Genomic DNA, 13923 nt, shown 5'->3' on the forward strand with positions numbered 1-13923 from the left:
CAACCGTAGGCCAACAGGCGTTGACATGCCAGCGAAGCGGGCGCACTCTTGAGTCAACAACCGTTGGCCAACAAGCGTTGGCCCGCCGGAGGAGGCCCGCATGACCAGCACCGCCGCACTCCCGACCCGTACGGACGTGGCCATCGTCGGCGCCGGGCCCACCGGCCTCGCCGTCGCCGTGACCCTGGCCGGGGCGGGTGTCGACTTCGTGCTCCTCGACCGGCAGGCCGAGGGCGCGAACACCTCCCGCGCCGCCGTCGTGCACGCCCGCACCCTGGAGGTCCTCGACGAGCTCGACCCGTCGGGCGGCCTCTCCTCCGAGCTGATCGGCCGCGGGCTCCTGGTCACCCGGTTCCAGCTCCGCGACGGGGCCCGCCCGCTCGCCGGCATCACCTTCGACCGCCTGCGCACGGCCCATCCGTACGCGCTCATGGTTCCCCAGTACGAGACCGAGGCGGTGCTCCTGCAGCGCCTGCGCGCCCTCGGCCACGACGTGCACCGCCCCCACGAGGTCACCGCCGTCACCCAGGACGCGGACGGGGTCACCCTCACCACCGCCACCGGCGAAACCCTGCGCGCGGCCCACGCCGTCGGCGCCGACGGGATGCACAGCGCGGTCCGCGAGGCCGCCGGGATCGGCTTCACCGGCAGCGCCTACGGGGAGTCCTTCGTCCTCGCCGACGTCGTCATGGACTGGGCCCCGGGCCGCGGGGAGGTCTCGCTCGCCTTCGGCGCGGCCGGGCTCACCGTGGTCGCCCCGCTGCCCGGGGGCCACTTCCGGATCGTGACCACCGTCGAGGAGGCCCCCGCCGAACCGGACCTCGCCTTCGTCCAGCGCCTGCTGGACGAGCGCGTCCCCGGTGAGGCCGTGGTCCGCGAGCTCGTCTGGTCCTCCCGGTTCCGCATCCACCACCGGGTCGCCGACCGCTACCGGGCCGGCCGGCTGCTGCTCGCCGGGGACGCCGCCCACGTCCACAGCCCGGCCGGCGGCCAGGGCATGAACACCGGCATCCAGGACGGCCACGCCCTCGGCCGCGCCCTCGCGACCGGGGACCCGGGCGGCTACGGGGCCCGCCGCCGCCCGGTCGCCCTGCGGGTGGTGGCCCTCACCGACCGGATGACCCGGATCGCGACCACCCGCAACCGCGCGCTGCGCACCGTACGCAACACCCTGCTGCCGGTCCTCCTGCGGATCCCGGCCCTGCACGACCGGCTGGCGAACGAGCTGGCGGAACTCGACTACCGCTGAGGCCGCGCGGCTACTCCACGAACAGGCCCCGCGCCGCCGCACGGGCGTCGAAGGCCTCCAGCCGGGCCTGCGCGTCCGGCAGCGCGTCCGCCATCGACTCCAGCAGCACCCGGCCCAGCAGCATCGGCGCGCACGCCGTGTCGAAGGCCAGCCCGGTGCCGACCTGCGCCGGAATCAGCAGGTCCGAGTGGCGCGCCACCGGGGCGAAGGCCGAGTCGGCGACGGTGACCACCGTCAGGCCGGCCCTCCGCGAGCGTTCCAGCGTGTCCACGACCTCCCGCGGGTGGCGGGGCAGCGCGAAGCACAGCAGCGCCGTCGCGCCCTCGTAGAGCGCCGCGTCGATGCGGTCCTCCAGCATCGTGCCGCCCTCGTCGAGGAGCCGTACGTCCGGGTGAACCTTCGAGGCGAAGTACGCGAACCCGCGCGCCTGGGAGGAAGCCGCCCGCAGCCCGAGCACCAGCAGCGGGGTGGAGGCGGCGAGCAGCCGACCGGCCTCCTGGACCGGCGCGGGGTCGGCGAGCATGGCCGCCAGCTGCCGCAGGTTCTCGATCTCGCCGAGGACGGCCTGCTGGTACTCGTTGTACGAGTCGTCGTGCGCGGCCTCCGGCCGCTCGGCGGGGGCCACTTCGCGCAGGTGGCGGCGGAGCGCGGGATATCCGTCGAAGCCGAGCGCCACGGCGAACCGGGTGACCGAGGGCTGGCTCACCCCGGCCAGTTCGGCGAGCTCGACGCTCGACAGGAAGGGCACCTCCGCCGCCCCGCGCACCATGCAGTGCGCGATCCGCCGCTGGGTCGGCGTCAGCCGGTGCCCCTCGAACAGCTTCTGCAGCCGCGCGGCCGGGCTGTCACTCATCCCGTCCCCTCCGTCCCGGTGAGATATTCAGTCACGGAGCACTCTGCATGCGGTTATGCAGCGGGGCAAGCCGTGCCCGCGATGCGGATACGGGGGATAGCCCCAGTGCAGGGGCCCGCCGGGGGTTCCTACGGTGAGGGCATGGACGCCCACGCCCAAGAGCTGAAGAAGGAATTCGACGCGACGGTGGACGCCCGGCGCGAGCTGGGGCCGGAGTACGAGGCCGCGCTGGTGGACTCGTTCGTCGAGAAGGTCGACACCCAGGTCCGGCGCCGGCTCGCCGAGGAACGCCTGGCCGCGGCCCGCGGCGACGGCCGCGCGCCCTCCGCCGTGGCGGGGGACGGGAACTTCGGAGAACGTTTCGGCTTCGCGATCATCACGCTGGTGCTGGCGATCCCGCTGTCGGCGATCGCTGCCGCGCACGCCAGGCTGCCGGGGCTGATCGTCGCCTGGGCGGGGATCGTGGGCGTGAACTTCATCCACGCCCATCGCCTCCGGCGCGGTACGCAGGACCCCCGAGACTGATGCAGTACGCCAGTGCGGCGCCGCTGCGGGGGCTCCGAACTCCCGCGCCTCATCCCCCGGCTGCCGCCGGGAGGTGCCCCTGGCGGGGCCGGGGCGGAAAAGGAACGCGCGGGGACCGCCGCACCCCCGGTCGCCCGAGGGGCGGGACGACGGCGGTCCCCGCGAAGGACACGGCCGGGTCAGGGCCGTCCGCGTCCGTGGCGCAGGCGCAGTCCGGGAGCCGCTCCGGAGGTACGCACACGCCGTTCCGTGGTGCCGGCCGGATTCCGGTCTCCCGGACTTCCCTGCCGACAACCACCACTGTGCCCCAGGCGTGTTAAGCGGGTGCTGCCGTCACGTGTCGTGCCCGTACCGTTTGCGCGAAGGCCACGCCACGGGCCGGGCGCCCGGGTGAGGAGGCGGGCCGTGGGCCCGCACCCCTCCCCCGAGCGGGCCGCAGGCTACTTCGCGGACTTGGCCAGGAAGGCCAGCAGGTCCTGACGGCTCACCACACCGGTGGGCTTGCCCTCGACCAGCACGATCGCCGCGTCCGCCTCGCCGAGCACCGCCATCAGCTCGGACACCGGCTCGCCGGAGCCGACCTGCGGCAGCGGGGAGCTCATGTGCTTCTCCAGCGGGTCGGTCAGCGAGGCCCGCTGGGCGAACAGCGCCGCCAGCAGCTCCTTCTCGACCACGGAGCCGATGACCTCGGCGGCCATCACGTCCGGGTGACCGGCGCCCGGCTTGACGATCGGCATCTGCGAGACGCCGTACTCGCGCAGGACCTCGATGGCCTCGCCGACCGTCTCCTCGGGGTGCATGTGGACGAGGGAGGGGATGCCGCCCTCCTTGTCCTTCAGCACGTCACCGATGCGCGCGGCGGGGCCGGCCTCCTCCAGGAAGCCGTGTCCCGCCATCCACTCGTCGCTGAAGATCTTGCTGAGGTAGCCGCGGCCGCTGTCCGGCAGCAGGACGACGACCACGTCGTCCGGGCCGAGGCCCTCGGCGGCCTTGAGCGCGGCGACGACGGCCATGCCGCAGGAGCCGCCGACGAGCAGGCCCTCCTCCTTGGCGAGGCGGCGGGTCATCTGGAAGGAGTCCTTGTCGGACACCGCGATGATCTCGTCGGTCACGTTCGGGTCGTAGGCGGTCGGCCAGAAGTCCTCGCCGACGCCCTCGACCAGGTACGGCCGGCCGGAGCCGCCCGAGTACACCGAGCCCTCGGGGTCGGCGCCGATGACCTTGACCTTCCCGCCGCTGACCTCCTTGAGGTAGTTGCCGGTACCGGAGATCGTGCCGCCGGTGCCGACGCCCGCGACGAAGTGGGTGATCTTCCCGTCCGTCTGGTCCCACAGCTCGGGGCCGGTGGTCTCGTAGTGCGAACGGGGGTTGTTCGGGTTGCTGTACTGGTCGGGCTTCCAGGCGCCGGGCTCGCGCGCGAGGCGGTCGGACACGTTGTAGTACGAGTCCGGGTGCTCGGGGTCGACGGCGGTCGGGCAGACCACGACCTCCGCGCCGTACGCGCGCATCACGTTGATCTTGTCCATGGACACCTTGTCAGGGCAGACGAAGATGCACTTGTAGCCCTTCTGCTGGGCCACGATGGCGAGTCCTACACCCGTGTTGCCGCTGGTCGGCTCCACGATGGTGCCGCCGGGCTTGAGGGCTCCGCTCTGCTCGGCGGCCTCGATCATCCGTACGGCGATCCGGTCCTTCACGGATCCACCGGGATTGAAGTACTCGACCTTCGCAAGGACGGTGGCCTGCAGGCCTTCGGTCACACGGTTGAGCTTCACCAGCGGGGTGTTGCCGACGAGGCTGATCATCGAGTCGTGGAATTGCACCATGTTCTCCAAGGAGGGGACTCCGCGGGTTCTCCGGGAGGTCCGGCCAGAGTATGCGGAAAGGGATTGGCCGACCGTACGTACGGGGCAGGTAGGGATCAATGAGGACCGAGGAGGTGGCCTGAAGGATGTCCAGGGCGAGGACAGCCCGCCGGATCGCGGCGGGGGCGGCGTACGGCGGAGGCGGCCTCGGACTGGTCGGGGCCGCCGCGGTCGGGCTGGTGGTGGCCGAGATGCAGTTCGCCAGGCGGGCGGTGGGCTCCGGGCTGCCGGACCCGCCACGGGCCGACGGGCTGTACGGGAGCGAGTTCGGCGGGCCGGAGCAGAGCCCGGGCCCGCTGCGCCTGGGCATGCTGGGTGATTCCACGGCCGCGGGACTGGGCGTGCGCCGGGCCCGGCAGACTCCGGCGGCCCTACTGGCCTCCGGGCTGGCGGCGGTGGCCGAGCGGCCGGTGGAACTGCGCAACGTGGCCCTCTCGGGAGCGATGTCGGACGACCTCGACCGGCAGGTCGGTCTGCTGCTCGACGGCACCTGGCCGCCCCCGGACGTCTGCGTGATCATGATTGGCGCGAACGACGTGACGCGCCGGATGCCGCCGACCCAGTCGGTGCGGCTGCTGACCTCGGCCGTGCGCAGGCTGCGCATGGCCGGCTCCGAGGTCGTCGTGGGCACCTGCCCGGACCTCGGCACGATCGAGCCGGTGTACCAGCCGTTGCGCTGGCTGGCGCGCCGGGTCTCGCGCCAGCTGGCGGCCGCGCAGACCATAGGAGTGGTCGCGCTGGGCGCCCGTACGGTCTCCATGGGGGACCTGCTGGGCCCCGAGTTCGCAGCGAACCCGCGCGAGATGTTCGGCCCGGACTCCTACCACCCCTCGGCGGAGGGGTACGCGACCGCCGCCATGGCCGTCCTGCCGACCCTGTGCGCGGCGCTGGGCCTGTGGCCGGAGTCGGACCGGCTGGACGTCTCCCGGGACGAGGACATGCTGCCGGTGGCGAAGGCCGCGTCGGCCGCTGCGGGCGAGGCCGGTACGGAGGTCACGGCGGTCCGCGGCCCCTGGGTCCTGCTCAAGCACCGCCGGCGGCGGCGGGTGCCGGCCACCGACCCGGCCCAGCCCGTGGTGCCGTAGACCCCGGCCGGGCGCTCCGCGCCGGGCTCACGGGGCCGGCAGGACGCCGCCCCGGGCCCCGCCCGGACGCCCGCCCGGGTGCCCTGCGCGTCGCCGTCCCGCCCGCGTACGGTCGGACCCCGCGGGCGAGTGCGGCCCGTGTCACACGCCCCGGCCGGTGACCTGGACCGTACGGGGCGGTAACTTCGCTTGCGGTCCCGCTCAGAGCCGCAACACACCCCTTGGAGTCCCGATGCCCGAAGCCGTCATCGTTTCCACCGCCCGCTCCCCCATCGGGCGCGCCTTCAAGGGGTCCCTCAAGGACGTGCGGCCGGACGACCTGACCGCGACGATCATCCAGGCCGCCCTGGCCAAGGTCCCCGGGCTGGACCCGCGCGAGATCGACGACCTGATGCTCGGCTGCGGCCTGCCCGGCGGCGAGCAGGGCAACAACCTGGCCCGCATCGTGGCCGTGCAGATGGGCATGGACTTCCTGCCCGGCACGACCATCACCCGCTACTGCTCCTCCTCGCTGCAGACCTCGCGGATGGCCCTGCACGCCATCAAGGCGGGCGAGGGCGACGTCTTCATCTCGGCCGGCGTCGAGACGGTCTCGCGGTTCGCCAAGGGCAACTCGGACTCCTGGCCCGACACCCACAACCCGCTCTTCGCCGATGCCGAGGCCCGCACGGCGGCCGTCGCGGAGTCGACCGGCTCCGGCTGGCAGGACCCGCGCGAGGACGGCCTGGTCCCGGACGCCTACATCTCGATGGGGCAGACCGCCGAGAACCTGGCCCGCATCAAGGGCGTGACCCGCCAGGACATGGACGAGTTCGGCGTCCGCTCGCAGAACCTCGCGGAAGAGGCCATCAAGAACGGCTTCTGGGCCCGCGAGATCACCCCGGTCACCACCCCGGACGGCACGGTCGTCTCCACGGACGACGGCCCGCGCGCCGGCGTGACCCTGGAGGGCGTGCAGGGCCTCAAGCCCGTCTTCCGCCCCGACGGCCTGGTCACGGCCGCCAACTGCTGCCCGCTCAACGACGGCGCCGCGGCGCTGGTCATCATGAGCGACACCAAGGCCCGTGAGCTGGGCCTGACCCCGCTGGCCCGGATCGTCTCCACCGGTGTCACCGGCCTCTCCCCCGAGATCATGGGCCTGGGCCCGGTCGAGGCGTCGAAGCAGGCCCTGAAGCGGGCCGGCCTCACGGTCGGCGACATCGACCTCTTCGAGATCAACGAGGCCTTCGCGGCCCAGGTCATCCCGTCGTACCGGGACCTGGAGATCCCGCTCGAGAAGCTGAACGTCAACGGTGGAGCCATCGCCGTCGGTCACCCCTTCGGGATGACCGGTGCGCGCATCACCGGCACCCTGATCAACAGCCTGCAGTTCCACGACAAGCAGTTCGGCCTCGAGACGATGTGCGTGGGCGGCGGCCAGGGCATGGCCATGGTCATCGAGCGCCTGAGCTGAGCCGGAGCGGAGGGTAGGGGTCGTCCGAGGCACGAGGGTCGGCACCTGCCCGCAGCGGCGGCGAAGATCAGCGCGACCACCGGATCGAGCGCCCGAGCTGAGTCGATCAAGAGCGCGTCCCGGGCGCCGCAAGGGATCCGGCCGGATCCCTTGCGGCGTACTGACGCCGGATCCAACCCGGTCGCAGCCGACCTGTGACCAAATTTCCCCCAGGATGTGACCTATCTCCTGGGGGATAGATGTTTACGCAGGTCAATGGCGGTACAGAGGGTGCGGGTGTGACCAAAGCCCTGTCCATTTCGTGACGTAATGCACTGCACGCCATTCCCAGGTCGGGACACTCTGATGTAGGAAGTCGGGGGATCGAATACCTCAGGAGTTAGTCAGTGAGCGCCATGTCTCTTGCCCTGCTGCTGACCACGGCCGCTGCCACGGCCGTGGGCGCTGCTGCGCTGCACGCCGTCCATGGTCTGCGCAAGCAGGTCACCGCCCTGCGCACTGAGCTGGCGCTGCCGGTCCACCCTCGCGGTGCGACCGTCCCGCACGCCCGCAGCGCCGTGGAGTCCCCCGCCGCGGAGATACGAGCCGCCGTGGCCGAAGCCCTCGCCGAGGAGCGCGAGCGCGAGCTGGCCGAGGCGCGTGCCTTCTGGGCCGCGCAGGAGGCCCGTGACGCCGCCGACGCTCCCTCGCTGCTGGGCGGCCTGCCCGGCCTCGGCGAGGACAGCCCGGTCTTCCTGCCCCGGCAGGCCGACCTGGTGGGCCTGGAGCCCGTGCTCGGCGAGGAGATCCTCGACGAGCTTCCCGGGTACCCCGAGGATTCGGCCGAGCTGGCCGCCGCGCGCCGGCGCCACCCCTCGCACCCCGACTTCGTACCCGTGCAGGCCTCGCACCCCGGTGCCGACCACGAGCGCACCGTGAACCGCCTGGAGGAGCTCGCGGAGGCCCGTACGGCCCTCGCGGACGTCCGCCCGGGGCCGCTGGGCACGCTCGACGTGTACGTCTTCACGGACGGCACGACGCTGTGCATGACCCCGGGGCACCGGGAGACCGCGGAGCGCCTGGCCGAGGCCCTGCGCTCGGGCACCGCGCCGGTCCTGCTGGGCGGTTCGGGGATCTCCGGCGCCTACGCGCTGACCTTCTCGTGCGGCGACGCCGAGGACCCCGACAGCAACGTCTACATCCTCGCGGACCGCGTCATCGCATCGCTCTGACTTCCGCCTGCTCCACCAGCCGCACGGCCTCGTCCAGCACCTCGGACGGGGCCTTCGCGCTGTCCGGGGCGCCGGCCGTGGCCGCGGCCCGCAGTGCCTCGGCGAGGTCCCGGCCCGTCACCGCCACCTGGTCGCCGACCACGAAGATGCCGGCGTCCGGCACCTCCCTCGGCTCCTGCCCGGGCGTCTCGATCCGCTGGGCCCGTACGGAGAGTTCGCGGGCCAGCTCCAGCGCCGCGGCGGCGGCGCCCTGCTGCAGGCGGCTCTGCGGCGCGGCCCGCAGCCGGTCGGCGAAACGTTCCACGACGGCGGTCAGGGGCGAAGTATCAAGCACGCGGCCGACCCTACGCGCCGTCCGGGCACCATTGCCAACGGGCGAACTCTCCGGCACGGTGGCGTGAAGAGAACAGCCACGGCAAACCTTCCGGAGGCGCCCATGTCCGTAGAGTTCTCCGAACAGACACACCGCAACATGATCGACAGAATCCCCCAGACCACCGGTCGTGAACTCTCCGACTGGCTCCGCACCGTGGACGACGGCCCCTCACTCGTCCGGTTCGAGGAGAAGGTCAGCTGGCTGCGCGGCGCGCACGAGCTGTCGTACGGCCAGGCCAAGGCGATCATCCACGAGTACGACCTGCGCAGAGCCGCACGCCGGTTCGGCTGAGTCCTCTCCCCCGACCCACGTATCCGCGTACCGCCTATCCCTCGTCCGTGTACTCCCTGAATGCGGGAAGGCCCCGCGAGCGGTGTGCTCGCGGGGCCTTCCCCATGCTGTGTGCAGGCCGGTCGTCGGCGTGCGGGTCCTGCTAGTCGTCGCCCGAGAGGATCGAGAAGATGCGCAGCATCTCGACGTAGATCCACACCAGGGTCATGGTGAGGGCGAAGGCCGCCAGCCAGGACTCCTCGCGGGGGGCACCGTAGGTGATGCCGTCCTCGACCTGCTTGAAGTCGAGGGCGAGGAAGCAGGCGCCGAGGATGACGCCGATGGCGCCGAACAGCAGGCCGAGGCCGCCGCTGCGGAAGCCGAGGCCGTCACCGCCGCCGAAGACCGCGAACAGGGAGTTCACGAGCATCAGCAGGATGAAGCCGAGCGTCGCCGCCATCACGAAGCCGTAGAAGCGGCGGGTGACGCGGATCCAGCGCATCTTGTAGGCGAAGAGCACGGCGGCGAAGACGCACATCGTGCCCATCACGGCCTGCATGACGACGCCGGGGCCGAGGTAGGTGCTGACGGCCGCACTGATGACGCCGAGGAAGACACCCTCGAACGCCGCGTACGCCAGGATCAGGGCCGGGACGGGCTTGCTCTTGAAGGACTGGACCATCGCGAGGACGAACGCGACGAGAGCCGCGCCGATGGCGATGCCGTACGACATTCCGAGGCTGTCCGGGTCGACCGGCAGCAGCACCCAGGAAAGGGTCGCCGTCACGATGAGCGTGCCGAGCGTCATGGCCGTACGGCTCACGACGTCGTCCATCGTCATCACATTGGCGCGGGCCGGGGCCTGCGGCATGCCCGTGGTCGGGTCGGTCGCGTACGGGTTCGTCGCGTACGGGTTGGTCCCGGCCTGCTGCGGCTGCGCGTCAAACCCCGCGTAGCCGCCGTTGTCGCGGCTGAACCCCCGTCGCGAGAAGACCGGGTTACTGCTCCTCATCTCACTCCTCCGTGGCCACCGAGCGCGGCCTTGCATCAAGAGTAATGCGCTCGCAAAGAAAGCACCCTACTGCTGGAGGAGGATCTTAGGAGAAGGCGTGGCGAAGCGCAGGGGATAAAGGGGGGAGCCCCGCGGGAGCTGCGGAGTGCCCGGAGCCGGACTTGAACCGGCACGGCCCGAAGGCCAGCGAGGTTTAAGCTCGCCGTGTCTGCATTCCACCATCCGGGCAAGGCGTGGCGGCCCCCGTCAAAAAGCCTTGAACGCTGAGCCGAGCCTATCCGGATCGCTCCCCCTGCCAACCTGCGAACTTTCCGATGTTGTCTGATTTTATTGGCGCTTGAGGGTTCGTCAGGCCCGAGAATGCACGGTCGGCCCGTTCTGGACGTCGATCACCACCTGTACGGGAATGACGGGATTTCGATGGCCCCCGCCATCCCCTCGCCATCCCCCGCGCCACCCGCTCCGCCACCCCGGGCCGTGGCCCGTCGATCAGGCTCCTGTCATACCAGAGGAGGAGACGCACCCGCCCGCCGTCAGACTCCAGTGGGCCGGGAAACAAGCACGGCGGCTGATCCGCGACGGGGATGCCCGCGGCGAGGATGGAAGTGTCCCCGCACCACAGCCCGAGGAGCCGTCCCGTGACCACCATGAACTACGCCCCGCACACCGCTCAGACCGTGGCCGCCCGCGCCACCGAGCTCTCCAAGGTGTACGGCCAGGGCGAGACCCAGGTGGTCGCCCTGAACAAGGTCACCGTGGACTTCGCGCAGGGACAGTTCACCGCGATCATGGGCCCCTCGGGCTCCGGCAAGTCCACGCTGATGCACTGCGTCGCCGGCCTCGACACCTTCTCCGCGGGCTCGGTCCGCATCGGCGACACCGAGCTCGGCAGCCTGAAGGACAAGCAGCTCACCCAGCTCCGCCGGGACAAGATCGGCTTCATCTTCCAGGCCTTCAACCTGCTGCCGACCCTGACGGCCCTGGAGAACATCACGCTCCCCATGGACATCGCCGGCCGCAAGCCCGACAAGCAGTGGCTGGACGCCGTGATCAGCATGGTCGGCCTCTCGGAGCGCCTCTCCCACCGCCCCACGCAGCTCTCGGGCGGCCAGCAGCAGCGCGTGGCCGTGGCCCGCGCCCTGGCCTCCCGCCCGGAGATCATCTTCGGCGACGAGCCCACCGGCAACCTCGACTCCCGCTCGGGCGCCGAGGTCCTCGGCTTCCTGCGCAACTCGGTGCGCGAGCTCGGCCAGACCGTGGTGATGGTCACCCACGACCCGGCCGCCGCGTCCTACGCGGACCGCGTCATCTTCCTCGCCGACGGCGAGATCGTCGACGAGATGCTCAGCCCCACCGCCGACGGCGTGCTGGACCGTATGAAGGCCTTCGACGCCAAGGGCCGCACCAGCTGATCCGGGCCACTCCCGAAGCCCTCCTCCAGACTTCCAGCCCCAGGAATCACATCCCATGTTCCGTACCGCCCTGCGCAACGTCCTCGCGCACAAGGCCCGGCTGCTGATGACGGTGCTCGCCGTCACCCTCGGCGTCGCCTTCGTCTCCGGCACCCTCGTCTTCACCGACACCCTCAAGAAGTCCCTCTCCGGCCAGTCCGCCAAGAGCTACGAAGGCGTGGCCGTCTCCGTCACCTCGTACGGCCAGGGCCGCAACGAGAACGGCGAGAAGGAGGGCGAGCCCGGCATCGGCCAGGCCACCCTCGACAAGGTCAGGGCGCTCCCGGGCGTCGACTCCGTCTCCGGGCGCGTGACCGGCTTCGCCGGTGTGGGCGACGAGAACGGCAAGCTGATCGGCGCCGGCTGGTCCAACCAGGGCGCCAACTACACGCCCGTCAAGGACGGCAAGGACCCGCACTACGCCTTCATCGCGGGCGCCGGCCCGGCCAAGGCCGACGAGGTCGCGCTCGACAAGGCGACAGCGGAGGCGGGCAAGTACAAGGTCGGCGACAAGGTGCGCGTCGCCACCAACGGCCCGGTCAAGGAGTACGCCCTCGCCGGTGTCTTCACCACCGAGGACGGCGCCGTCCAGGCCGGCGGCAGCCTGGTGCTCTTCGAGACCAAGGTCGCCCAGGAGCTCTACCTCAAGCCCGGCTACTTCCTGGAGATGTCGGTCGCGGCCAAGGACGGCACCTCCGCCGACAAGCTGCTCGCCGACATCAAGCCGCTCGTCGACAGCAAGCACACCAAGGCGCAGACGGGCGCCGAGCTCGCCGCGAAGCAGGCCAAGGACATCGAGGAAGGCCTCGGCCAGATGGGCACCATGCTGCTCGTCTTCGCCGGCATCTCCCTCTTCGTCGGCATCTTCCTGATCTACAACACCTTCACCATGCTGGTCACCCAGCGCACCAAGGAGCTGGCCCTGCTGCGCGCCGTCGGCGCCAACCGCGGTCAGGTCATGCGCTCGGTGCTCGCGGAGGCCCTGGTCGTCGGCGCCCTGTCCGCCGTCGTCGGCCTGATCAGCGGTGTCGGCCTGGCCGTCGCCATGCGCTCCCTGATCGGCTCCTTCGGCGCCAAGCTCCCGGGCGGCGAGCTCGTGATCGCCCCGGGCACGATCATCGCGGCCCTGGTCATCGGCATCCTGGTCACGACGGTCGCGGCGCTGCTGCCCGCCTGGCGCACCGGCCGGATCGCCCCGGTCGCCGCCATGGGCAGCGCCCACCTGCCGGCCACCGCGAAGTCGCTGGTCGTACGCAACGTCCTCGGCTCGATCATCAGCGTCCTCGGCATCGGCCTGGTCCTGCTCGGGGTGTCCACCGGCGGCGACAACGGCCGCATGACCATCGGCGCGGGCGCGTTCTTCATGCTCATCGGCATGATCGTGCTGCTCCCGCTGCTGTCCAGGCCGGTCATCGGGGCCATCCGCCCGCTGCTGCAGAAGGTGTTCGGGATCCCCGGCAAGCTGGCCTCCCAGAACGCCGTCCGCAACCCGCGCCGCACCGCCGTCACCGCCGCCTCCCTGGCGATCGGCCTGACCCTGGTCACCACCCTGTCGGTGCTCGGCATCACCGTGGGCAAGGTCGTCGACCGGATGAGCACCGAGAAGCTCAAGGCCGACTACAAGGTCTCCATGGCCGGCGGCATGGGCTACCTCGACAGGTCGGTGACCGAGACCCTGGCCAAGACCCCCGGCATCAAGGCGGTCTCCCCGCAGACGGCCGGCTACTTCATGGTCGGCGAGGACTTCCGGTCCGCCTCCGGCGTCAACCCGGCCGCGATCGCCCAGCTGCTGAACATCGAGACCGTCAGCGGCTCGGTGGACTCCCTCGGCAAGGGCGAGGTCCTGGTCGCCGAGAAGACCGCCACGAAGCAGAACCTCACCGTCGGCTCCACGCTCGACGTGCGGTACGAGGACGGCCAGCAGGGCACCCTCAAGGTCGGCGCGGTCTACAAGGACATGGAGGGCCTGCTCTCCCCGTTCGTCCTCGACGACAAGATCCTCACCCAGCACAGCGAGGAGAGCGCCGTCTCCGAGGTGTACGTCAACGTCGACGGCGGGGCGTCCAAGGCCGGCCAGCAGAAGGTCGTCGACGCGCTGGGCAAGAACCCGGCCATCAACGTCGCCACCCAGCAGGACATGCGCAACGAGATGGGCGGCATGATCAACACCATGCTGAACGTCATGTACGGCCTGCTCGGCATGGCGCTGATCATCTCGGTGCTCGGCGTGGTCAACACCCTGGCGATGTCCGTCTTCGAGCGGACCCAGGAGATCGGCATGCTGCGGGCGATCGGTCTCGACCGGGGCCGGGTCAAGAACATGATCCGCCTGGAGGCCGTGGTCATCTCGCTCTTCGGAGCGGCCCTGGGCGTCGCCATCGGCGTCTTCCTCGCCTGGGCGGTCGGTACCACGATGGCGAAGGCCATGCCGAACTACGAACTGATCCTCCCCTGGGACCGGATCGGCATCTTCCTCCTGCTGGCCGCCGTGGTCGGTGTCCTGGCCGCCATGTGGCCGGCCCGCAGCGCCGCCCGCCTGAACATGCTCACCGCCATCAAGACGGAGTAGCGGC

General features: G+C 71.2%; 12 protein-coding genes and 1 tRNA gene. 8 read left to right on the forward strand and 5 right to left on the reverse strand.

Annotated features, from left to right (window positions below; all coding sequences use genetic code 11):
• Positions 1 to 100 precede the first annotated feature (100 nt).
• Positions 101 to 1249 carry an FAD-dependent oxidoreductase gene (locus OG753_RS18090; protein WP_405789182.1) on the forward strand — a complete coding sequence of 383 codons (1149 nt, stop codon included), beginning with the start codon at positions 101 to 103 and terminating at the stop codon, positions 1247 to 1249.
• A gap of 10 nt (positions 1250 to 1259) precedes the next feature.
• On the opposite strand, the gene OG753_RS18095 is transcribed toward OG753_RS18090, so the two are convergent.
• Positions 1260 to 2102 carry a MurR/RpiR family transcriptional regulator gene (locus OG753_RS18095; RefSeq protein ID WP_327262801.1) on the reverse strand — a complete coding sequence of 281 codons (843 nt, stop codon included), beginning with the start codon at positions 2100 to 2102 and terminating at the stop codon, positions 1260 to 1262.
• Positions 2103 to 2243: 141 nt separating this feature from the next.
• Here OG753_RS18095 and OG753_RS18100 point away from each other — a divergent pair, with 141 nt between their 5' ends.
• Positions 2244 to 2627 carry a hypothetical protein gene (locus OG753_RS18100; protein WP_405789183.1) on the forward strand — a complete coding sequence of 128 codons (384 nt, stop codon included), beginning with the start codon at positions 2244 to 2246 and terminating at the stop codon, positions 2625 to 2627.
• A 440-nt stretch (positions 2628 to 3067) separates the two neighbouring features.
• On the opposite strand, the gene OG753_RS18105 is transcribed toward OG753_RS18100, so the two are convergent.
• Positions 3068 to 4450 (reverse strand): cystathionine beta-synthase, encoded by a 1383-nt coding sequence (locus OG753_RS18105; protein ID WP_327266801.1) that lies wholly within the window; start codon positions 4448 to 4450, stop codon positions 3068 to 3070.
• 128 nt (positions 4451 to 4578) lie between these two features.
• Here OG753_RS18105 and OG753_RS18110 point away from each other — a divergent pair, with 128 nt between their 5' ends.
• The 3 genes from OG753_RS18110 (at position 4579) to OG753_RS18120 (ending at position 8241) form a co-directional block, all read left to right on the forward strand.
• Positions 4579 to 5577, forward strand: a complete 999-nt coding sequence (locus OG753_RS18110; protein WP_327262803.1) for an SGNH/GDSL hydrolase family protein — start codon at positions 4579 to 4581, stop codon at positions 5575 to 5577.
• A gap of 232 nt (positions 5578 to 5809) precedes the next feature.
• On the forward strand, positions 5810 to 7030 hold the full coding sequence (locus OG753_RS18115; protein WP_327262804.1) for an acetyl-CoA C-acetyltransferase: 1221 nt from the start codon (positions 5810 to 5812) through the stop codon (positions 7028 to 7030).
• Between the two features lie 395 nt (positions 7031 to 7425).
• Positions 7426 to 8241: a hypothetical protein gene (locus tag OG753_RS18120; RefSeq protein WP_327266802.1), complete on the forward strand. Its 816-nt coding sequence runs from the start codon at positions 7426 to 7428 to the stop codon at positions 8239 to 8241.
• Here the strand turns inward: OG753_RS18120 and OG753_RS18125 are convergent.
• Complete coding sequence (locus OG753_RS18125) at positions 8225 to 8575, reverse strand: hypothetical protein (protein WP_327262805.1); 351 nt, start codon at positions 8573 to 8575, stop codon at positions 8225 to 8227. The two genes, OG753_RS18120 and OG753_RS18125, sit on opposite strands and share 17 nt — an antisense overlap.
• Before the next feature lie 102 nt (positions 8576 to 8677).
• Here OG753_RS18125 and OG753_RS18130 point away from each other — a divergent pair, with 102 nt between their 5' ends.
• A complete protein-coding gene (locus tag OG753_RS18130; protein ID WP_189971141.1) occupies positions 8678 to 8908 on the forward strand; it encodes a DUF4287 domain-containing protein in 231 nt (76 codons plus the stop codon).
• Between the two features lie 142 nt (positions 8909 to 9050).
• Here OG753_RS18130 and OG753_RS18135 read toward each other — a convergent pair whose 3' ends face one another.
• Together OG753_RS18135 and OG753_RS18140 are read right to left on the reverse strand one after the other, a co-directional pair.
• A complete protein-coding gene (locus tag OG753_RS18135; protein WP_327262806.1) occupies positions 9051 to 9899 on the reverse strand; it encodes a Bax inhibitor-1/YccA family protein in 849 nt (282 codons plus the stop codon).
• A 146-nt stretch (positions 9900 to 10045) separates the two neighbouring features.
• Positions 10046 to 10127: transfer RNA gene (locus OG753_RS18140), tRNA-Leu, on the reverse strand.
• Positions 10128 to 10546: 419 nt separating this feature from the next.
• Between OG753_RS18140 and OG753_RS18145 the strand changes: the two genes are divergently transcribed.
• Positions 10547 to 11311, forward strand: a complete 765-nt coding sequence (locus OG753_RS18145) for an ABC transporter ATP-binding protein (RefSeq protein WP_327266803.1) — start codon at positions 10547 to 10549, stop codon at positions 11309 to 11311.
• 55 nt (positions 11312 to 11366) lie between these two features.
• Positions 11367 to 13919 carry an ABC transporter permease gene (locus OG753_RS18150; protein ID WP_405789184.1) on the forward strand — a complete coding sequence of 851 codons (2553 nt, stop codon included), beginning with the start codon at positions 11367 to 11369 and terminating at the stop codon, positions 13917 to 13919.
• Positions 13920 to 13923: the final 4 nt, after the last annotated feature.

Origin of the sequence: Streptomyces sp. NBC_00029, assembly GCF_045160505.1 — a bacterium.
In the GTDB taxonomy this organism is placed as follows: domain Bacteria; phylum Actinomycetota; class Actinomycetes; order Streptomycetales; family Streptomycetaceae; genus Streptomyces.

Coding starts and splice junctions, on each gene's coding strand:
- OG753_RS18090 (WP_405789182.1), top strand. CDS start 101: ATGACCAGCACCGCCGCACTCCCGACCCGTACGGACGTGGCCATCGTC.
- OG753_RS18095 (WP_327262801.1), bottom strand. CDS start 2,102: ATGAGTGACAGCCCGGCCGCGCGGCTGCAGAAGCTGTTCGAGGGGCAC.
- OG753_RS18100 (WP_405789183.1), top strand. CDS start 2,244: ATGGACGCCCACGCCCAAGAGCTGAAGAAGGAATTCGACGCGACGGTG.
- OG753_RS18110 (WP_327262803.1), top strand. CDS start 4,579: ATGTCCAGGGCGAGGACAGCCCGCCGGATCGCGGCGGGGGCGGCGTAC.
- OG753_RS18115 (WP_327262804.1), top strand. CDS start 5,810: ATGCCCGAAGCCGTCATCGTTTCCACCGCCCGCTCCCCCATCGGGCGC.
- OG753_RS18120 (WP_327266802.1), top strand. CDS start 7,426: ATGTCTCTTGCCCTGCTGCTGACCACGGCCGCTGCCACGGCCGTGGGC.
- OG753_RS18130 (WP_189971141.1), top strand. CDS start 8,678: ATGTCCGTAGAGTTCTCCGAACAGACACACCGCAACATGATCGACAGA.
- OG753_RS18135 (WP_327262806.1), bottom strand. CDS start 9,899: ATGAGGAGCAGTAACCCGGTCTTCTCGCGACGGGGGTTCAGCCGCGAC.
- OG753_RS18145 (WP_327266803.1), top strand. CDS start 10,547: ATGAACTACGCCCCGCACACCGCTCAGACCGTGGCCGCCCGCGCCACC.
- OG753_RS18150 (WP_405789184.1), top strand. CDS start 11,367: ATGTTCCGTACCGCCCTGCGCAACGTCCTCGCGCACAAGGCCCGGCTG.